Annotated in this window: 17 protein-coding genes and 2 pseudogenes; 15 read left to right on the top strand and 4 right to left on the bottom strand. The window is 37.9% G+C overall.

What is annotated here, in order from left to right:
• The first annotated feature begins 123 nt into the window (after window positions 1–123).
• The gene (locus AC2CZC_RS24045) at window positions 124–3,627 is read left to right on the top strand and encodes an RHS repeat-associated core domain-containing protein (RefSeq protein WP_484584922.1); all 3,504 of its coding nucleotides are present in this window, start codon (window positions 124–126) and stop codon (window positions 3,625–3,627) included.
• Window positions 3,624–4,007: a DUF7668 domain-containing protein gene (locus AC2CZC_RS24040; RefSeq protein WP_247687032.1), complete on the top strand. Its 384-nt coding sequence runs from the start codon at window positions 3,624–3,626 to the stop codon at window positions 4,005–4,007. The genes AC2CZC_RS24045 and AC2CZC_RS24040 overlap by 4 nt, the downstream gene beginning before the upstream one ends.
• A 336-nt stretch (window positions 4,008–4,343) precedes the next feature.
• Here AC2CZC_RS24040 and AC2CZC_RS24035 read toward each other — a convergent pair whose 3' ends face one another.
• Window positions 4,344–4,607 carry a hypothetical protein gene (locus tag AC2CZC_RS24035; RefSeq protein ID WP_484584921.1) on the bottom strand — a complete coding sequence of 88 codons (264 nt, stop codon included), beginning with the start codon at window positions 4,605–4,607 and terminating at the stop codon, window positions 4,344–4,346.
• A gap of 77 nt (window positions 4,608–4,684) precedes the next feature.
• Between AC2CZC_RS24035 and AC2CZC_RS24030 the strand changes: the two are divergent.
• The 6 genes and pseudogenes from AC2CZC_RS24030 to AC2CZC_RS24005 all read left to right on the top strand — a co-directional run.
• Window positions 4,685–4,894, top strand: a pseudogene (locus AC2CZC_RS24030) (Mobile element protein); the annotation flags it as partial.
• Window positions 4,895–5,284: 390 nt separating this feature from the next.
• Window positions 5,285–6,256 (top strand): transposase, encoded by a 972-nt coding sequence (locus tag AC2CZC_RS24025; RefSeq protein WP_484584920.1) that lies wholly within the window; start codon window positions 5,285–5,287, stop codon window positions 6,254–6,256.
• A gap of 265 nt (window positions 6,257–6,521) precedes the next feature.
• Window positions 6,522–7,163 carry a hypothetical protein gene (locus AC2CZC_RS24020; protein WP_484584919.1) on the top strand — a complete coding sequence of 214 codons (642 nt, stop codon included), beginning with the start codon at window positions 6,522–6,524 and terminating at the stop codon, window positions 7,161–7,163.
• 503 nt (window positions 7,164–7,666) lie between these two features.
• Window positions 7,667–8,221 (top strand): hypothetical protein, encoded by a 555-nt coding sequence (locus AC2CZC_RS24015; protein WP_484584918.1) that lies wholly within the window; start codon window positions 7,667–7,669, stop codon window positions 8,219–8,221.
• A 97-nt stretch (window positions 8,222–8,318) separates the two neighbouring features.
• Window positions 8,319–8,402, top strand: a pseudogene (locus AC2CZC_RS24010) (Mobile element protein); the annotation flags it as partial.
• A 512-nt stretch (window positions 8,403–8,914) separates the two neighbouring features.
• On the top strand, window positions 8,915–9,070 hold the full coding sequence (locus tag AC2CZC_RS24005) for a hypothetical protein (RefSeq protein ID WP_484584917.1): 156 nt from the start codon (window positions 8,915–8,917) through the stop codon (window positions 9,068–9,070).
• A gap of 907 nt (window positions 9,071–9,977) precedes the next feature.
• Here AC2CZC_RS24005 and AC2CZC_RS24000 read toward each other — a convergent pair.
• Together AC2CZC_RS24000 and AC2CZC_RS23995 are read right to left on the bottom strand one after the other, a co-directional pair.
• Window positions 9,978–10,163: a hypothetical protein gene (locus AC2CZC_RS24000; protein WP_484584916.1), complete on the bottom strand. Its 186-nt coding sequence runs from the start codon at window positions 10,161–10,163 to the stop codon at window positions 9,978–9,980.
• 545 nt (window positions 10,164–10,708) lie between these two features.
• Complete coding sequence (locus AC2CZC_RS23995) at window positions 10,709–10,954, bottom strand: hypothetical protein (protein ID WP_484584915.1); 246 nt, start codon at window positions 10,952–10,954, stop codon at window positions 10,709–10,711.
• 517 nt (window positions 10,955–11,471) lie between these two features.
• Between AC2CZC_RS23995 and AC2CZC_RS23990 the strand changes: the two genes are divergently transcribed.
• The 5 genes from AC2CZC_RS23990 (at window position 11,472) to AC2CZC_RS23970 (ending at window position 18,041) form a co-directional block, all read left to right on the top strand.
• Window positions 11,472–12,581 (top strand): efflux RND transporter periplasmic adaptor subunit, encoded by a 1,110-nt coding sequence (locus AC2CZC_RS23990; RefSeq protein ID WP_484585765.1) that lies wholly within the window; start codon window positions 11,472–11,474, stop codon window positions 12,579–12,581.
• The gene (locus AC2CZC_RS23985; RefSeq protein WP_484585764.1) at window positions 12,578–15,652 is read left to right on the top strand and encodes an efflux RND transporter permease subunit; all 3,075 of its coding nucleotides are present in this window, start codon (window positions 12,578–12,580) and stop codon (window positions 15,650–15,652) included. Before AC2CZC_RS23990 ends, AC2CZC_RS23985 begins: the two co-directional genes overlap by 4 nt.
• 190 nt (window positions 15,653–15,842) lie before the next feature.
• Window positions 15,843–16,025 (top strand): hypothetical protein, encoded by a 183-nt coding sequence (locus AC2CZC_RS23980; protein ID WP_484585763.1) that lies wholly within the window; start codon window positions 15,843–15,845, stop codon window positions 16,023–16,025.
• A 50-nt stretch (window positions 16,026–16,075) separates the two neighbouring features.
• Window positions 16,076–16,903, top strand: coding sequence for a S41 family peptidase (locus AC2CZC_RS23975; RefSeq protein WP_484585762.1), 828 nt, complete (start codon window positions 16,076–16,078; stop codon window positions 16,901–16,903).
• A gap of 658 nt (window positions 16,904–17,561) precedes the next feature.
• Entirely contained in the window at window positions 17,562–18,041 is a 480-nt protein-coding gene (locus AC2CZC_RS23970) for a hypothetical protein (protein WP_484585761.1), read from the top strand.
• Window positions 18,042–18,138: 97 nt separating this feature from the next.
• On the opposite strand, the gene AC2CZC_RS23965 is transcribed toward AC2CZC_RS23970, so the two are convergent.
• The gene (locus AC2CZC_RS23965; protein WP_196760638.1) at window positions 18,139–18,282 is read right to left on the bottom strand and encodes a hypothetical protein; all 144 of its coding nucleotides are present in this window, start codon (window positions 18,280–18,282) and stop codon (window positions 18,139–18,141) included.
• Window positions 18,283–18,850: 568 nt separating this feature from the next.
• Between AC2CZC_RS23965 and def the strand changes: the two genes are divergently transcribed.
• Window positions 18,851–19,399, top strand: a complete 549-nt coding sequence (def, locus tag AC2CZC_RS23960; RefSeq protein WP_484585760.1) for a peptide deformylase — start codon at window positions 18,851–18,853, stop codon at window positions 19,397–19,399.
• Between the two features lie 577 nt (window positions 19,400–19,976).
• On the top strand, window positions 19,977–20,840 hold the full coding sequence (locus tag AC2CZC_RS23955; protein ID WP_484585759.1) for a hypothetical protein: 864 nt from the start codon (window positions 19,977–19,979) through the stop codon (window positions 20,838–20,840).
• Window positions 20,841–20,866 lie beyond the last annotated feature (26 nt).

Genomic DNA, 20,866 nt, shown 5'->3' with positions numbered 1-20,866 from the left:
ACAAATTTATAAAATTTAGCAATTTATCAGGCGATCAAAATGAATTGAGTAATTTTGAGGGGGGTCCTGCTTAGAATCCTATCGAGGCGTAATTGTCATATAAGTGGGTGTCGCTTTAAAATCGTGTACGACGCTTTTGGTAATACCACTGAAGTCAGTACTCAGCCTACCCACTCAGGCACTACAAACTTTGTTGAATGCGGTGAGTTATTACCGCGTAAGAAAATCACCACATATGATAATGAGGGCCGTTTTGTAATAAGCCAGTCAAATGGTGTGTTTACGGAAAAAACCATTGAGGTTGATAAGCGCAATGCATTTGGCCAGCCTACAGAGGTGAAAAATGCTGATAAGGTCGCGACGCACTTGTACTATGATAAATTTGGTTCAACCTTAGGCGCATTTGTAGCAACAGGAGAGCTCACTAAAACGATTAATGTTCAATGTGAAAGTGACATCGGTTACTGTGCGTTTATTTCCGAAGAGTACAAAAATGACACGCGTGTGAAACGCACCTTTGTTGATCGTTTAGGCCGTGCATATAAAACTGAGCTGATGGACGTCAATGGCAAAACGTATACTACTCACAATGAGTATGACATACATGGTCGGGTAACAAAGTCCTATTCTACGACATACTATTCAACCGACTTTGGCCAAGTTGAAAATACATATAACGCTTTTGACACCTTGTTAAAGTCTTCAGATATAGAAAATGGAGTACACTCGACCTATAGCCGCTCCGGTTTAGATGAAACACTGTCTCTATCTGGAAACATTGACGGTGCCAATGGTGGTACATTGAGCACAATCACAACCTACAATAAATTTGGTCAGGTTGCCTCTGTCACCGATGCACGCGGAAATGTGCTTACGTATACATACGATATCACTGGCAATCAAGAAAGTGTGAAGTCGAGCGCGGATGGCAATGCCCAGTTGCAAGTATTCACTTATGACTACCTTGGACGCAAAGTAAAAATGCAAGACGTGGACTCAGGGACTTGGGAGTATAAATACAACGTATTTGGCGAGCTCGTATGGCAAAAGGATGCACGCGGTGTTGAAACAGACATAAAATACGATGCTTTAGGTCGTAAGCAGGAGGTAGTAACGAGCAATGATGGAACTAGCACATTTAACTATCTGGCACATCAACTTGAGTATGAGCAAAAAGGGCAATGGAAGCGATCGTATTATTATGACAACTATGGTCGACCGAGTGGTAGCGTAACCTCTGTTAAAGGTAATCAGTGTAATGTATCGGTTGATGCAAACATAGGTGATATTCGCATTAGCGATGCCAGCTTGCGAGATCCACTGACCAGTGGCTGCGTTATTCAGCAAACTATTTATGATGCGCGTGGTCGAGTTTGGCAACAGTTTGATGACTATCGTCGTGAAGCTTCCGGCACATATCTGGAAGCGCGTGGCACACGTTTTGAGTATCAAAATGAGCAGTTATATGCCAGATATGAAGCCCGAGAGGGAGCGCAAGGTAGAGCTTACTTCAAAGTTCATAACACCAATGATAGAGGTCAAATCTTAGACTACTACAAAGGCAGGCAACTTGTTGTACTTGAACATCATAGCAACGGTATGCTTAAGAGCAAAAAGGTAGGGGAGATCTTTGCTGAGTCTTATGACTTTGATGGTATAGGTAATCTGACTAGCCGCTCTGACGGACGCCTCAATGATCCTGGTGAGCTGACCAATACGCAAGATTTTAAATATGATGCGCTTAATCGTTTAGAAACGGTCACAAAAAATGGTGTGACCAATCGTTACGGATACGACGAAAATGGCAATTTAACGTCTAAAGATGGTTGGACTCAAACGTATGGAGAGGCTGGTAAACCGTTACATGCTATCGCTGGGCGTGAAAAGTACAACGACGTGCTTAAGCGAAATGTAGCTGAATCGTTTGATTATGATGCAAATGGCAACCAAACGGGCATGAGCAAAGATGGCATAAGCTATCGAGCAGTTCAATACAACGACCGTAACAAAGTTAGCTCTATTACTGCGAACAATGAAACGGTTACATTTGAATATGACGCAAACAACAGTCGTTACAAGCGCGAAGACAATGAACAAACGGTTTATTATGTTGGCGCGTTGGAGCTAACTTATCCAAAAGGCTCTGAACTGACCACGAATGTGATCAAGCGCTATGTAGGTAATGATGCAATTCAAAGTTACACCGTAGAAGTCGCTGCTGATGAATCAATTAGCTCTCATGCAGAACTTAAGTGGTTGTTTACCGATTATCAGGGTTCAATAATCGCAATTACGAATGAGAAGTATGAAATACAACAAGAGTTTACATACGATGCATTCGGCAAACAGTCAGTCATAAAACCAACGGCAGTGGATGCGGCCATTAATTATGATCTACAAACCGCTGTGCTTGGCAGAGTATTTGGTAACCTGCGTGGTTATACTGGTCATGAGTCTCTTAAGTTGGGTGATGATAACCGCGTCATTCATATGAATGGTCGGATCTACGATGCAGATACTGGCCGATTTATGCAAACCGACCCGTTTGTGCAAGCGCCGGGGAATTTGCAGAACTATAACCGATATAGTTATGTGCTGAATAATCCGCTGTCATATACGGATCCGAGTGGGTATTTGTTTAAGAAGTTATTAAAAGGAGCGATGCAGCTTAGCGGTAGCTGGTATGTATATCGCTTTCTTAATAAAAATCCGCTATTGCGGAATCTGGTCAATGTAGGTCTAAATTTTGCACCTGGTTGCACAGCTTGGTGTTCAGCACTGTTTACTGGAACATCAAAATTTGTTGAATCTGGTAGTTTAGGTAAAGCATTTAAATCAGGTTTAACGTCTTATGCTACAGCTTGGGCATTTAGCCAAATTGGTGATGCGTTTGGTGCAAAGGCTGGCTTTTGGAAAGAAGGTGGTATAGCTCATTTGGGAGCACATGCCTTAACTGGAGGCATTATTTCTGATGTCCAAGGAGGCAATTTCGGGCATGGATTTTGGAGTGCAGGTCTTACCAAAGGCGCTCAAGTTTCTGGCATTGTAAACATGGACAGTGTTGTTGTAGGTACCGCTCAGTCCATGGTTATTGCTGGCACAATTTCGAAATTAACTGGAGGAAAATTTGCGAATGCTGCAGTGACAGGTGCATTCCAGTATTTGTATAATGCGAAGGGTGGAAATGCAGGGAAAGGTCTGTTTAAAGCTTTTAAAGATCTTAAAAGGCACTTCTATGGTGATGATAGGACTAGACAGCAAAAGATAGCTGAATATACTCAGGAACTAATGGACGACTTGCATATGCCTGCCGATAAGGCATATGAGCAAGCGAAAAAGTTCTACAGTGGGAATAAGAACAGTTTGCCCAAGCCTCCTACAGGCCGTGGAGCTGTCCCAGCAGATGAAAGAGATCCAAAAAGGCTATTTACTTCATCAGAGCGAACTATAAAGAGAGAGCAGCAAAACTATCAATGTGCAAATGGCTGCGGGACTATTATTGATGCTAATAATTCAGCTGGGCACCATATTATACGTTGGGCCGACGGAGGACCAACAGTGAGTGAAAACCATGCGGAAGTATGTACCGAATGCCACAAATCCTTGCATTCTAGGAGGAAAAAATGAAAGAAAAAGTTTCAGTTGTGAAAGATGAGTATCACCAACAAAAAATACCATCTATATGGAGAAAAACATTCGAACAAATAATTGAGTCATTCGTAAATCAAGATTATAACTTAAATGAAGCTATTGATTCAGTTGGCAGTATCTCAGACAGTTTAGCTTCGTATATAAAAGAGAATATAGAAGAGTTTGACGAAACACTAGTTAGCTTACCTCAGGAGACTTGGGATACGTCAGTTTGTCAGTGGATGGAAAGTTATTGGGAAGTCTTAATTGATTTATACACTTTGGAAAGTGGCTTATGTGACCTAGTTCTTTCAATTAGAGTGTATGAGCGAAGTGAATCTTATTATTTTGAAGTGCAATCGCTTCATATTCCCTAATTAATTTCTAAGGCACAAATACATTTGACATATATGGACACTCCATTTATTCCAAGTTAAGCAAATCTATCGGGGCAGTAATTACTGCCTCGTTATTGAAGAATCTTAGGTGACATCCATTCAAAATTGGCGCTCAGTGAGCGCCTTTTTTTTGTGCAATCACGCCAGCGCGGTGTGCAGTGGAAACAAGTACAGGCATGCACAACTAACCAGCAGATATTGCATTTGAGGCCAGCCCCACCAACTGACTGTACCGTTGAAATTGACGACTCGCGCTGGCAGTCATTGCATAGTTCTACTGATTTGGTCTGCTTATCACGCTGTTTTTGTTTGTACTCATGATTGAAGACGTTGAAGATACTTGATGCTGTGTAATATTTTTGGCAACCATCCATTGCTATGATCTTCTGAGTGACCGTGTTTTAGCCCGGCAATGCCTGCTTTTACCCATCCTTGGTCAGAGTTACTATATAAATTGCTAAACAACATTTTGTTAAATGGGTCATCATTAATTAAACCGAGCGATACCATGTCTTGTGTAACATCCCAATAATATTCGCTCAGTGCTGTCAGGTATTCTGTCGGTACAGTAATAAACATGACACCCACTCAAATTTGTGAATAGTGTAAGAAGCCGTCTATGCTTTAATGAATGTTAAAGTATGGATGGCTTTTTTATGGCAATAGCAAGGAAGAGACAAGTTAGCTTGGTGGATACTAAGTATTACCACTGTATATCACGATGCGTAAGGCGTGCGTTTTTGTGTGGAGAAGATGAGGTAACAGGTAAGTCATATGAACACCGAAGAGGGTGGGTTGAAGAGAAGTTATTGCAGCTAGCTAAGGTGTTCTGTATTGATGAGAATAAACATGACACCCACTCAAATTTGTGAATAGTCTAAGAAGCCGTCTATGCTTTACTGAGTGTTAAAGTATGGATGGCTTTTTTTATGGCAATAGCAAGGAAGAGACAAGTTAGCTTGGTGGATACTAAGTATTACCACTGTATATGAAATAATAAACATGACACCCACTCAAATTTGTGAATAGTAAATAAACATGACACCCATCTTAATTTGGGAATAGTCTAAGAAGCCGTCTATGCTTTACTGAATGTTAAAGAGTTTAAATAAACATGACACCCATCTTAATTTGAGAATAGTGTAAGAAGCCGTCTATGCTTTAAAAAAAATAAACATGACACCCACTTAAGTTTGGGAATAGTGTAAGAAGCCATCTATGCTTTACTGAATGTTAAAGTATGGATGGCTTTTTTTATGGCAATTGCACGGAAGAGACAAGTTAGCTTGGTGGATACCAAGTATTACCACTGTATATCACGATGCGTAAGACGCGCGTTTTTGTGTGGAGAAGATAAGGCAACGGGTAAGTCGTTTGAGCATCGAAGAGGGTGGGTTGAAGAGAAGCTACTACAACTTGCTAAGGTGTTTTGCATTGATGTATGTGCTTATGCGGTGATGAGTAACCATACGCATATTGTTTTGCATGTTGATGATAAAAAAGCACAACGACTAAATGATAAAGCCGTTCTTATTCGATGGCATAAACAGTTCAAAGGGACTTGGCTGACTCATAAGTTTGTCAGTGGAGAGTTACTGACCAGCTCAGAGCGTTGTTTGCTGTCAGAGTTGATAGACGAATATAGAAAGCGTCTAGCTGATATCAGCTGGTTTATGCGAACGCTTAATGAAGATATCGCGCGTAAAGCCAATAAAGAAGATGGTTGCACAGGCCGCTTTTGGGAAGGGCGATTTAAATCACAAGCCTTGTTAGATGAAGCCGCGTTGGCAGCATGTTTAGCATATGTGGACTTGAATCCAGTCAGAGCTAAAATGGCTGAAACCCCAGAAGAGTCAGACCATACCAGCATTAAAAAGCGTGTTGAAACAGCAAAATTAGGTAAGCAACTTAAATCACTCATGCGTTTTGCGGGCAATCCAAGAAAAAACATGCCAAAGGGCTTACCGTTTGAATTTAAATATTATTTAGAACTTGTTGATTTATCTGGTCGATGTATGCGTGAAGACAAACGCGGATATATTACAGACTCGCAACCAATCTTAGCCAGACTCAATATCCAACCAGAGAATTGGTTAAAGCTAACTACTAAATTTACCAAAGTGTTTAAAGGCTCGGTGGGCAGACCTGACGCCAAGCAAAAATACTGTGAGCATTTAAAGTTAAAACGGCGAGCCAACTTGGCTCAGTGTAGTGAATTACTAGCTTAGCCTTTAATAAGCAATAACACTCCAATTTCAACGTAGCTTTTTAAAGTTACGTAGATAGCCATGTCTGAAATCCTGCGATAAGCGTAAATTCTAGAAAACGTCCTGCGTAAAAAGGTTGCTGAACAGTTTGTTTCTATTTTGAAACTCACCGAAGTATGGTTATGGTATAAATATAAATGGGTGTCATGTTTAGTGCTCAATTAAAAATGATTTATTGTTAAATTTAAAATTTTAGTAAGTGAAAATATTAGATATTGGAAAGCCAATGAAAAAGTCTAGTTTAGATTATATCAGAAAAAGAATGCCTGACATTGTGTCAATAGCAAATGAAAAGAAAGGGCCTATATTGTGTCTTCAGCCGGATAGTAATGAGTTGCTCAAAGGGTTTCAAATCTATAAAAGCCCACAAGGAGTTAGTGTATTATACTGGTTCTTCCCAATGACTCAGTTGTATAGTGATAAGCTTATGGGGTTCTTCAGTTTTATACCATACTGTGGACGTCCAGAAGGTGGTGATTCCTCATTAATAAGTAAGAGTGATTATAGCGATGAGGAAATACCGGAAATAATAATTAACACTATAAATAAAAATAGTAAGTTGTTGAGTGAAATAAAGTCACTTAATAATCTTGTGGAGGTTTTCGAAAGTAGGTTTTCATCTAATCTGTCTTCACCGATTAATGCTGCAAACTTCTCAGCTACCTGTTATGAGCTGAAGAATAAAGAAAAAGCTAAAAAATACATAAGAGTTGCCTATGATAATTCAATTCAAAAACACCCAGCATATAAAAAAATAAAGGAGTTTTATGTGGCTCTTGAAGAGGAAAACTGGATTTTAGCTGATCAGTTAGTTGAAAGTTTTAAAGAGAGTACTTTGAAGACCGCTAAATCTCACTCTCTAGTTTAATAAGATAGGGTAGATATAAAAACATCCAATCCAAAGCCCCCCGAATTCAACATGCAAGTGCACCACATATAAAAAAAAGATAGAAATAAGGCACTTCTCAGCTTCTGCTAATGTAAATGTGTGACCAATTACATTTTAGGAGTTAAGAAATGTCTTGTGAACATCTTAACAGCTTTGGACAAAAGGCAATCTATTATCGCTATAATAGCGGTGAAAGTTACCGTTCGATCGGCCGTTTCCTGAATTCAAGTTCCAAATGAAGCCAAGACTGAAGGTTGAGCAATGTTAATTCTTGGTCATGAAATGATTCACTTCAGGGATTATAAAATCAACATATCTAACTGGATCCAGTACCACACTCAAACTGAGTTCTATGTGTTTGATTGGGAGTTAACAAACTATAAATCGTTTTTACCTAAATCTGAGCATAGAAATTTTATACGTAATATTGAAAAAATATTAGGAGTGTGAAAAATGGCACTTACGGGAGGCATTAGTTTCCAATGAAGATTCAATTACTACTGGCGTTTTTATTATTTTTATCACCTGCTGCCTTGGCAGGGAAAAAACTGGGTTTAACCGAGTTTAATGTTTACGATCGAGGAGATGGAAAGTTCGAATTGCAAGCGTTACATGTATTAAAAGGAGGGGTTGGTTCAGAACTAGTGGAATTCAAGTTATGTGGCAAAAATATTTTTGTTAAAGGAATCCATGGTCAATCTCAGGCTATGATTGATGAATGCGAAATTGATTTAACGGAGACATCGGTAGCTTTATACTATGAGAATGAGGGGGGACGTTTTTTGTACGAGCATTTTCAGCCTGAAGCTTGTACTAACAAAGATATATACTCAAGTATAAGGCGTGAATCAGAAGATAGCATTACTGTTTTCCTAGCAGACTTTCCTATTGGTGAGTTTGTAAGCATTTCCACTGCTTCTGGATTGTTGCTTGATCGGTTTCGTACTCTCGTAGGTTGTAGCTACTTCAAAGAGTTTTCTGGGTTATCAGGTCAATCTGAAATAATTATAAATGGTAAAGTATTCAAAATAGAGTAATATAAAATTAAATAAATATGACACCCACTCAAATTTGGGAATAGTTTAAGAAGCCATCCATACTTTACTAAATGTTAAAGTATGGATGGCTTTTTTAATGGCAATAGCAAGGAAGAGACAAGTTAGCTTGGTGAATGCCAAATATTACCACTGCATATCACGATGCGTTAAGCGCGCATTTTAATATGTGGTGCACTTACATGTTGAATTCGGGTCAGCATCAAAGGTGGATCTTTACAGAAATAAAGGTATGTCATTCCCAATCGCCATCATTACTACAAACATCTTAAATTTAACATTTGTACTCATCATGGTTTAATGTTGTTTTTTACTTAAATAAATGGACTTCACGCCAATAGTTGGGTGAGTGGTAAGCAATTGTAAATTAAATCCCCCTCTATTTTTTGTTTAATTTAAAATATTTTAAAAGTAATGAAAAATATTTTTGTTAACACTCTTTGTTTTTGAAATAACATTTAAGATCTAAAATTGCACTGCCTAGATCGAAAGTTGATCGTTTTGTTTTTTATTTGAGTTTTTTAATTTTATTTTATTAATATATTTGTTTACATTTCAGTGTGGTTGTTTTTTCTTGGTTTGAAAAGTGTGTTGACATTAATCTTGTTTGTAAATATATTTCACTCAAGCAATAATTTATATTTTACATTAATAACTAATTACAAAGGATTTCTAATGAAATTATCATTTAAAAAAACAAGCCTTAAATCTCTTAACCAAAAAGGCTCGGAAATGGCTAAAAATCAAACAAAAAATGTAGCTGGTGGTAATGCTCGTTATACTTTAAACTGCTTAACAGGCGGTCCAAATGATTGGTGTCAAGAAAAGTAATTTCGAAAATGGCTTGTAAGAATTTTACATTTTAACATTGTACTAATAGTATTTTTTTAAAAGCCACCACACTCCCAAGGATTGGTAGTAGTTTAAAAAGCCGTCTATGCTTTAATGAATATTGAAGTATAGATGGCTTTTTTTATAGCAATTACATGGGATAGATAAGTTGGCTTGTTTGGTACTGGTTTGCTAATGGCGAGTCTCTAACCATTTCTACACATTGAATGAGTTAATGCAAAAACTATGTCGCCGATATAAGATGGCTCATACGTACACTTATTGAATATATCGCACGTTAAGTCAATAAAAAAATTTGTTGCACAGGTCGACTCTTGGGAGGGCTGATTTAAACTCTGTATATATTTTGTCTATAACCCATGGAAATGGATACTAAAAGGCTTGCGATTTGAATTAAAACGCAGTGTAGAACTGGTCGATTTAGCATGTCGATACATGTGCTAGGATAAACATAGTTCTATTAACGCTTCTCAACTCATTTTGGCCAGACTCAATATCCAAATAGGGAATTGGCTAAAACTCACAACTAAATTAACCATCGTATTTAAAAGCTCGGTGGGTGGTTTCAGACACAAAATAAAAACACGATAAAACCTAAATTTAAAACGACGAAGGAATTTTAAACAGTTTAGTGAATTGCTTGCTTAACTTTCAATAAATAAAAACAGTAGTTAGATAAATAGTTAGTCATACCTGATACTCCTAAAGTCTATAAATATTGATTATTATATATATTTGGGGGAAAGGGTGACTGAGTGATTTTAGATTTGCCCATAATATAAATGCGCGTCACCTATCTTGGCAATATGTGGTAATAAAAGCCAGAAAAGTCTGGCTTTTTTAGTTTGCAAACTAAGCTAATTTGATTTTTGCACAGCTAAGAATACTACCAAAGCAGATTGTTACACTTAGTCCATGCTTCGCGAGAGTAACAAAACTGACTACCACACGTATGGCCATCTGAATTACAGTTTCCAGTACCACCACCGACCTGCGGTGTCGCTTCTTTATTAAGCGAATGTGATGACTTAGAAAGTTGCTTTATTTTTTTTGCTTTTAGTTTGATTTTCATATTTAAATCTCCTTATTAATGTAAAAAGCAAATCTACATTAACAGCGAGGATTTTATTATTCAAGTGATAAATCAATTTAATTTGGATTTTTTATTTTTATATGAAATTGCTTGGTAGTGCGTGTGGGGTTGTAAGGTTGTGAGATTATAATAGACTAAAGGTAGTATTCATTCTGAGTTTGATCTCAATTTTATAGTCAGAATTAATGTTTAGTGTAATTTGGTTTCATCGATAGTTGATGTGATTCTTATATCTCATTTTTTGGTGGAATTAAAAAATTAAGTTGTTTATAAATATTTTAATTTTATTTGTTTTCTCAATCAGAGAAGAAATGAGCCTGCAGGGTGTAGAGCAAGGTGTTGTTGGTAAGAAGGTACTGAATGGAGAGCTGGTAATAGTGCACCTTGTATCTAAGAAAATCTAGATTATAATCTGGGTAAATATATATTATCCATAATATATGGATGCTTTATTTTTCTATTTATATCGAAAGGGCTGATATCCTATGTCAGCAATATCAACCCATTAAATCAATATTTACTTCTTACCATGGATACCCAGTCGTTGAAGTAAACAGCACACCACCTTGCCACTCGCAGTTTCTGCGTTCTACAGCAGTATCCCATGAGAAATATGTAATTCCGAAGTTAAGCACTTTACCGCCTTTTTTACATACATAATAAGTTTTTTGTACTGATTGAGGAGTAACTCCTTCTTCTGCTGCGACATTAACTTGAGCAGTTGCTGAAAATATAGTGAGCGCCGAAATTGAAGCGAGTAATAGTTTCATATTAATTTCCTTTTTTTGTTTAATATATATGTTGTGTTTTCACACTGTTAAAGATGCCTTTGTTTTTTTGAATGTTGTTTTAATTCATAGTTATTGTCAATGCTTTTGTTTGAGAAATCTCATTATTTACAGGTGGTGTTTTTTATTATAAATAAAATATGCACTTTTACTTTAAGGTAAAATTCATATTACTAATGGCTTTTTTCGGGCGTGTTTTTCTTGTTTCAACGGTCCATGGGTTGTCTTAAACCTTGCTTATATCACTAATATTAAAGGTTAATTTTAAAGCCCGTACGTGGTGGTGTGGCTGTTTAATCTGATTACTGTTGTGTCTTTAGTAGAGGTCTGAATTCGATAGATTTAGTCCGGTATCGAACTGGTTTTATCGAATAAGTCTAATAAATTAAAAATTTTTAATAAAACAATGCTTTAAGTTGTGGGCCGAAATTTGTTAATTTGTTCATTCACTCAAAATAAATAGGAAGTAGTATCAAGGTTGGCAGGGCAACTTTTGCAAATGCAAAATGAGACCGGCTTTGAGTTTATAAAAATAATAAGGGAGTTTATTTTAGTGCCAAATGCTTTACGACATTTTATTTTAGCCAACATGGTCATTGGCTCTTCACTCTTATCTTGCAACGCAAATTCAACACCAGCTGTTAGAGTTGGCGAAGCTCAGCCATGGCAAAAAGGCATTCAAAAGCCATTGTATTGTCATGCTGACGTACCATTTCGTCAGCAAATTTCTAGTCACGTATCTGCGGAGTTAACTTGGTTATTGCCCGCTGGCAGTCAGGTTAAAAGAGGTGAGTTATTAGCAAAGCAAAATGACTTTTATCTAAAGCGTCAACTTGCGCAATTGGATGCAAACGCAAAAGCTGCGCATGCAAACTATATATACTCTTTTAATGAGTATGAGCGGCTAAGCAAGTTAGATGAAGGTGGGGTTGTTTCCAGCTCTGAATTACAGCAACACAAAAGAGATTATCAGACCGCATTAGAGCAAAATAAAATATATGCAGAGCAATTTCGTTTAGTCGAACACCAGCTAAATAACTTAACACATCGGGCGCCTGTTGATGGCATTGTTCTGTCTTTATCAGGTCAGCCGGGCCAGTGGGTTGGAGAGGGAGAAAGTATTTTAGAGTTTTTGCCTGCTGATCATCATGAAATGACTTGTCGAGTAACACTAGATTTGTATCAGGAGTTCAATCATTTCAAAGACGTTGAATTGGCTTTTTCAGATGGTACAGAGCTAATTTTAGACCGCCATGCTGGTTTGGTTAGTAGCCAAGATCAAACAATCAATTTACATTTAAAGTTCAAAAATACTCCACCAGAAAAGTTTTTAATCGGCCAACGTTACGTGGTTTATGCATCGATGGCTGCCAGCAATTTGACCAAGGTGCCGTATGATGCCTTGACCATAAACAACACTCAATATTACGTTTGGCGCGTAGGCCCAGACAACCAAGTGAGCAAAGTGGTTGTAGAAATAATTGATTCTGAGAAAAGTTACTCTGTAATTCAAGGAGAGATACAAGCTGGTGACAAAGTAGTGGTTAAAGGGAAAGTTGCGCTGAAAGAAGATACAACAATCACCATTAATGATCAGGGTAAATTATGAGATTAGTTGAAAAGTATGGCTCTATTATTATCGCTTTCTCTTTTTTACTTGTTGTACTAGGCGTTTTTGCTGGTTTAAAACTGCCAAATGCGCTTTTACCCAAAATTGATAGAGCACAGATCGCGGTGGTCACATCATGGCCTGGTAAAACGGCGGCCGAAATTGAGCAAAGTTTAATTTCACCGCTTGAGCGTCAATTGGCTGGCTTAGGTCAATTAAAAAATTTACAAACCAATATTTCGAACGGACAAGCTTGGACTACTTTGAACTTTCATTATCAAGCTGATATGGAAAAAGTGTATATGGAGGTTCTGGCGCGCATTAATCAAGTACCAGATTGGCCTTCTCAAGTTGCGAAACCTCGTGTGATTGACTTTAGCAATGGTGCGGGCTCAACTTTAGCTTCTTTGTTTTTGTACTCTGAGACAGAAAAGTCACAAGAAGAGTTTATGCATGCCTATCGTGCTTATGTTGAACCTGCAATGACAGATATTCCAGGTATTACCAACATTAACATGGATAATAATCGACTGGCACAAAGAGTAGATATTGAGTTTGACCCGCAAAAATTGACGCAATTTTCACTGACCATTGATCAAGTCATTCGTAAGCTTCAAGGCTTGATTGACCGTTCTGGTGACAGCTTAATGTTGGGCTCAAAAGAGTATGATTTACACTTTAAAGGCCAAATGGCATTAAGTGAATTACGGAGTTTACCTATTGCTGTTACTGGCATTCGCGTCGTGCGTTTAGGAGAAGTTGCAACTGTACACAAACGGTTTGTTTACGATTGGTCTTATTCATCCTTCAAAGGCAATCAGGCAATATACTTTTTCTTGCAGCCTGATAAAGACATCAATGTTTTAGAAACGATAGATCTTATTAAAACAACTTTAGCAGAGTTAAATGAGGGACCTTTGTCGTCACTTGATTTAAAAGTTGTCATGAGCCGAGACAATTCAGTACCTATTAAACAAGCGCTATTACTGGTTTATGGCAACTTGTTGTTAGGTGTGCTGCTTGCATGCGGATTCTTGTATTATTTTATACGTAACCTGCGCGTTGTGTTTTTGATTTTTGTCAGTATTCCTGTGTGTTTGTCCTTAGTACTGCTTGGAATGCAATTGGGCGGGCGCAGCTTGAATTTAATTTCTTTGGCGGGGATGGCGTTGTCTGTCGGACTATTACTGGATGCATCCATCATCATAGTTGAAAACATCCAGCGCTTGAGGAGCACAGGGTTATCGCTGTTAGACAGTTGCCGACAAGGGGTATTACAAGTACGAGCAGCGCTCATTTCTTCTACTTTATCTAGTATTGTCATTTTTGTACCTATCGTTTTAATGCATTCTGAAGTCAGCCAGCTATTTGGTGATCTCGCATTTACTATCTCTAGTGCGTTAGTGGCCTCGATTTTGGTTGCGCTGTTTTTATTACCTGCGTTATCACGGCAGCTTTTGCCTAAAAACCAAGTTTCATCTGGTAAACAACTATCAAAAAAATGGACTACCTTTGTCACCGCGCCGTCTCGTTCAAAGCTTCAAGGCGTAGTATGGCTGATAATAGCAATCCCCGGTGCTTTGTTAATTAGTTGGTGGATGAAGCCTGAGCTAGATTTACTGCCCAACCCGAAAGAAAACATTGTGTTGGTGTACACTGCTTTTGATGAACCGCTTTCAGTTAATGCTGCAAAATTGCAGATAGGGGATGTTATGGAGCAGCGCATTGCAGCGCAAAAAAAGCTTGGTAATAATCCTGCTTTTGACATTCATGGCGCTTTTTGCCGACCTGCTAATTGCTTGTTGTATTTTTATCCCGAAGGAGATTGGGATTTTCCTTCATTCAAAAGGTGGGTGGAAACTGAAATAGTCAAGGATTTACCTGATGCAAGAACCTATGTTTATCAGGGGACCTTACTTAGGTTAGCACTGCCTGATGCGCGCACCAGCCAACTGGATTTAAAAGGTTTAAGGATGCCAGAGCTACAAAAGGCTGGGCAAGCATTACTTAACCATTTAGTCGAAACTTTTCCTGACGCTCGGATCACCGAAGTCATTCCAATGAGAGATACAGTAGCAAGAATAGAGTTTACGCCTAAAGTTGATACCCTTGCTTTTATGGAGATGTCTCAATCTGAATTAAACCAGATCTTGGTGACATTAACCGATGGCGCCTATCTCGGTCAGTTTTATGCAGATAGTGATACATTACCTTTCTACTTGAAAGGTAAAACGCCTGAGCACCTTGAGCAATTATTGCATACAGAAGTGATGATACCCAATCATGGGCTGCACCCAATACGTTCTTTGGTAGACACGCAGTTAAACTTGGCACCAAGTGCGATATATCGCACAGACAGAGAAGTCAGTATGTCAATTAATTTAGTACCTGCGAGCGGTCAGCCTGTTGGCCCGTTTATTTCGCAAGTGAAAGCAGAAGTTGATGCTTTTTTAGCGCAGAGACAAGAGCAGGGGCTATATATCAATTACCGTGGTAGCGCAGATCAATTAAGTGGGTTTTTATCTGAGTTCTTCCAGATGTTTCTTGTATCGTTATTAATTTTATTTTTATTGATACGAATTGCACTTAGCTCATGGTCGCTAGCCATTGCTGTTATGTTGTCGATGCCATTGGCATTACTTGGTGGCATGCTCTGCTTGAAACTAGTCGATTACTTTGCTCCACAAAATTTAGACATTGTTACACTGATCGGCTTTATCATTTTAATGGGGCTCGTGATAAATAATGCCATTTTACTTGCTAGCCAATATCGTTCTGCAATGGCGGCTGGTCAAACTCAGCAGCAAGCGATTATACAGTCAACAGGTTATCGTATGCGCGCCATTTATATGAGCACAGGCACAAGTATTTTTGGCATGTTGCCATTAATGCTCAGCCCTGGCGATGGTTCAGAGATTTATCGAGGTTTAGCTGCTGTTATTGTCGGTGGTATGACGTTCAGCGCTTTATTTAGTTTAGGCTTTATGTCGGCTTTACTGTCACTGCCGATATTTAATAGGCAGCCTCAATTGAAAGATAACTCTGAAAATGAGCCCTTGTTAGAAAGTTAATGGCAATATGGCTTCTTTTGCGATGTCTTTTTTATTGAGTAGGTAAGCAGTTGAAGCCATAACGATTCATTGTAGGTGCAAGTTTTTAGGTACGCCATAAATGGAAGGTCGCAAGTTATGCGATAGACATTTGTGTGAGCCTTTGCTTTGTGCAACTAGGTTCATGTGATTAAAGGGATGGTTAGATTTTATGATTGCGAGATTTTTATTGTGTTTGAGTTTGTGTATTTTTGGTGTGAACAAACTACAGGCTAGGGCTGGTGCAATTAGTCCTGCTCAGCGATTACAACCGACACAGGCAAAGCAAATAGTGGAAGAGTTTGCCCAATCTATTGAGCAAAATTATGTTTTTACTGATATAGCAAAAAAATAGCAGCTCAGCTACGTGGGCTAACGTTTCAAGGTTCGTTATCTCGTCATGGCTTGTCCAAGCAAATTACAGACTTAGTGAGTCAGTACGATAAACATTTAGCATTAGTTACCAGAGTTGATAATAATGGTAAACACAGCAATAGTGCGCGAGAGCCTTGGTTCACTGAATTAAAACGTAAGAATTCTGGAGTACGCCAAGTAGAAGTACTTGCAGGAAATATTGGCTATTTAGAGATGTGGGGTTTTGATACTGTCTCTCATCAAGCCAATGAAGCGATTGCTGCGTCGATGACTTTATTGAAGAGGACCGACGCGCTTATTTTAGACTTTAGTCAAAATGGTGGTGGCGATGGTTTTATGGTTTCTCACCTTGCTAGTTATTTCTTAAAAGATCCGACGTTACTGCACACTTACTTATTTCGAAATGGCAGCCGTTATCCTTTTCGAAGCGGCCAACCTATGGGCGCTAGCCGATTTCGTGATATGCCTTTGTATATATTAATTGGTCCAGATACATTCTCTGCTGGAGAGGCATTTGCATACGCGATGAAGCATCTAGGGCGAGCGACTTTGATTGGTGAGCCATCAAAAGGTGGTGCAAACCCGATCAATCAATTTAAATTATCACATGATTTTATTGCATTTGTAGCAATCGGAACAAGTGTCAGCCCAATAACTGATGAAAACTGGGAAGGGAAAGGGGTAATGCCAGACATCAATAGTGAGGTTGGGTTTGCAAAGTCAAAAGCCTACCTCATGGCATTGCAGCAATTAGAAGGTCAAAGTTCTAATCCTTACTTAACTAAAGAGAGAGCAGACGCAAAGCGTAAATTGAACACTCAACTGGCAGTTTTAGATGCAACAGATAGTGTTAATTAGCTAAATTTGATATTTTTCAGATGGAGTATCGAGGTCAATAATCAAGTCACATTGGTTGGTTTTATGGTATTTTAAGTTGCCTTTAGGAAATACGTAAAAGCCAACCTGTTAAAGGTGTAATAAGCTTGAGCAATTAAGTAAACCACTGGAAAGCGGGACACTTTAAGAATCGGCTGTAAATTTCAATATAGCTTAAGGTATAAAATAGTTATCTTTATCCACAGTAAGCGAGAACTTTGTGGTGAATAATTGCTATGGCCCTAATTTCCAACTCCTGAAGTGAGTTTTCATTTCGAACCTCATTGCACAGCTTTCCAATTATGATACTTTGCTCAATGAGTAGACTTTTCAGAACTAGAAAGAGTAAATCTTTCGATTCCACAGGTATAAGTTTGTTTATATATTTTTGCATAAATATCAAAATTGGCAAAATCAAGCACGTTTACAATAACTGCTGGTTTAGTAAAGCCCAATCTATTTTTGGAGCTTAAAGCCTATAAATGTTCATCACATATAATTGATAAAGACTTAGCTTTTATTTATAAAAACACACAAGTGTGGTTAATTTAAATTCAGAAAAACTAAATAGTAGTCATGTTTCGAAAGCCGTTAAGCTAAAAATAAAGAATGCACAATCTATCTAACAAGGGGAAGGAATATGTTGAAAATAGGAGTTATATTAGGAGCTTTACTGGTATCTGCTAGTTGTGTAGCCAATGAGGAGAATACGATTATTTCTATTCATGCGGCTTTTATGAGCGACCAGAATAAATTCGACAAATCATCTATTCGTAAACGACGCAGTAGTTTCAAAATTGAAAATATAAACACTGGTGCAATAACCAATATTTTTCAAAATAAAAAAGCTAAATCTATTTACTTAGAACCAGGGGAATACTGTTTCTTATCCAAACAGGTTTTCTTCTCTGTAAACGCGACGATTGTAAATCCAGTGTGCTTTACTATTAGTGACAATCAAATTAATAATTTAGGTACAGTCGTTATTGCCACGAGGAGGACGAATAAAGGCCATAGAGCAGCGATTTTAGATATAAAGCAGAATTACAGTGACGTGGCAGCCGACGCAAAGTTTGTAAACTATGAGCCTGTATACTTTTATAACAAGAAGCAAGGTTAAAGTACTTATTAGTTTCTACAAAGCCCCATAGTTAGGGGCTTTCTAAGTACACGAAACTAACATGTTTTAAAATATTCAGCTAGACTTATATTTTTGATTAACTTTCTTTTTGCTCTTTTGCTTTAAGCTTTTTATCTTGATCAAAATGCCATTTCACAGCAAAGAATCCAGCTATACCCAACGCAATTACCTTAACACCCATAAAAATATATGGGAAAAAATCAGACCAATGTTGTTCCATCACACACTCCACACAATTACTTTTCATTTACCATAATGAAGAGCGATGCTACAAAATTGCCTTTTTGAATTTCAATTCTGATTTGCCTTGGCTGCTGTACGCTTACTGTCATACTTTATCGGGCTTGCCAATAGGCGTGGGCAATTTTTTATAAATGCTACTCGCTCGAGACGACAATATATTGATCTGAGATAAGATTGTCAAACTATAATTAGAAAGTGCAGAACTTTTAGAAATATTTGAAAGTTTATTGTGCAGTTAATTAAACTGAAGTATTGGTTTTTTGTGCTTTAGTTTGAGTTGGTTTTTATTTATTTTATTTTAAATCAATTTCTTAATTGTGTTTTGGTTATGCGGGCTGGTATGTTGAACCTCTTGTTTATGCACATTGATACAACACCTTAAAGCGCATATTTGAGAATTGAAAAGCAGAAAAATTGTGACCTTATGCAATAATTTAGAGGCTCATTACGAATTTAGCCCCCAAAGTTTTCTTTTCAGTTACCCTTGATATTTGATACTGTCTAGCCAGTATGATTAAGGCAATGGATTCAAAATAGGTTATAAAATGCAGTCACAAAGTAAAGCTAATCAACCCGTTATTGCACAATTGGGGCATCCAGTATTACGAAAAAAAGCTGAATTGGTTGATGATATTTTGTCAGATGAGTGTCAAAACCTAATTGAAGAAATGATGTTAGCTGTTGAAAAAGCAAACGGCGTAGGATTGGCTGCGCCACAAATATATCAGAGCTTACAACTTTTTATCATGTGTTCTAAACCAAGTGTTCGATATCCGAGTGCGCCTACTATGCAACCAACTGCGATCATTAACCCGGAGATCATTGAAGCCAGCGATGAGTTAGAAAAAGGGTGGGAAGGGTGTTTAAGTGTGCCCAGTATGCGCGGATTAGTACCTAGGCATAAACATATTTCGGTTCGGTATTATGATCAACATGCTAAGGTGCATACAAAAGTATTTGACGATTTTATCGCACGTATTTTTCAGCATGAATTGGATCACCTAAACGGTTTAACCTTTATTGACCGGTTAGAGTCACCGCGAGATTTGGTGAGCGAAAGTTATTGGTATGAGCACATTGCTAATAAACAGTGACTTTGATTAAAAGTAGAGCATTGCATCGTTTTTTTAGGCATATGATTGTTATAATCAATTGATATTGGCTTTATTTCGAATACTGCGAAAATGAAGCAATGCGCTTATCATATAATTTGTTCGTAAGTTTGATAATTTACCACCTAACCCATCGTTGTTGTGAGTCTATACCCGCAAATTAATGTACTGATATCGCCATCTTTCTTTGATTTCCAGTAATCATGAAGTATAAGAGTGGGGATGTTATTCATTTATTTTTTATTTGATTTACTAATCTCAACTTTACAACGTCATTGCATAAGCCATCTCACTTATCGAGTAGATCACAAAGCATCTCGGTTAGGTCTTGTTCTCTTAAGTTTTCGCCTCCAGCTTTTTATAAATAATCTAATTCAATACTGTACCGACGATGAATATAAACAGAAAGTCACATTCTTTTTAGTAAATGAACTACGGATTATGTAGCCGCCGGTAATAGATTGTAAGTAACTGTAATATAGACTATTTGTTTTTAATTTGCATGTGTAAGCTTTACTTAAATACAAAACGATGACAAATATATAAAAGGATAATTAGTATGAAGACCAAGATTAAAAACACAATTCAATTTTTGGTTGTAATAGCAGGAAGCTCAATGACGTCTGCATTCGCTCAAAGCTCAGAGCCTATGTCTTGCCACTGGCAATTTGAGCAGCAAAACGAAGTTGCGACATATGAGAGCTTACTTTGCAACAATCCAGTAGATCCAAGTTCTTCTGATTTACTGACAGCCAAAAAAGTTTTTATACCGAGCCAAGGTTTTTGTAGTATCAATTGGCTTGATGGTTATAGAACGGAGTTAAAAGGCAGTATTCAAGTCACAGGGGAGAAATCATCTTGCTATGGATCTGCTGTTTCTTTCAAACCTGCACGGAGGTCTCGAATAGTTAATGGCGTAACTGAAAACCTGCTTGATTGTAGTTGGAAGCCTAAGGGAAACAATACGCATCAATTAATGTGTAATACTAATCAAGGACAGGCACTTAACTTGCCAATTGCAACCAAATTACAACAGAAGAATTCTGGTAGTTGTTATATGATTTACAATGAGAATACGCTTAAAACCATTGATGGCGGCACAGTCGTTATTGATAGCGCACCTAAAACAGATGCCTGTGATATTGGCCCTGTTTATTTTAGAGCCTATCCGAAAAAGCGTGTTGTAAATGGGTTTGAGCAAACTCTGCTTCAATGTGAGTGGCGCAGTCAAAGTGAGCAATTGAGTATGAAGTATTGTACCGGCGCGCAAGAATGGAATGATGATGTGGCCGTTGCGTATAAAGTGGGCTCTTCTACACACTCTTTGGTAGACGCTTTGAATGGAGAATTAACGAATGGTCAACTGATAGAAGATAAGTCGCTTAATTCTGTTAATCCACCACTTTACTTTAGTGCATATTAAATAGCTCGTTTCGCCAAAGGTAATTA

The sequence above is a fragment of the Pseudoalteromonas sp. MMG033 genome (assembly GCF_057197785.1).
The sequence above is the reverse complement of the archived record's forward strand: the minus strand, read 5'-3'. Positions and strand labels throughout refer to the sequence as shown.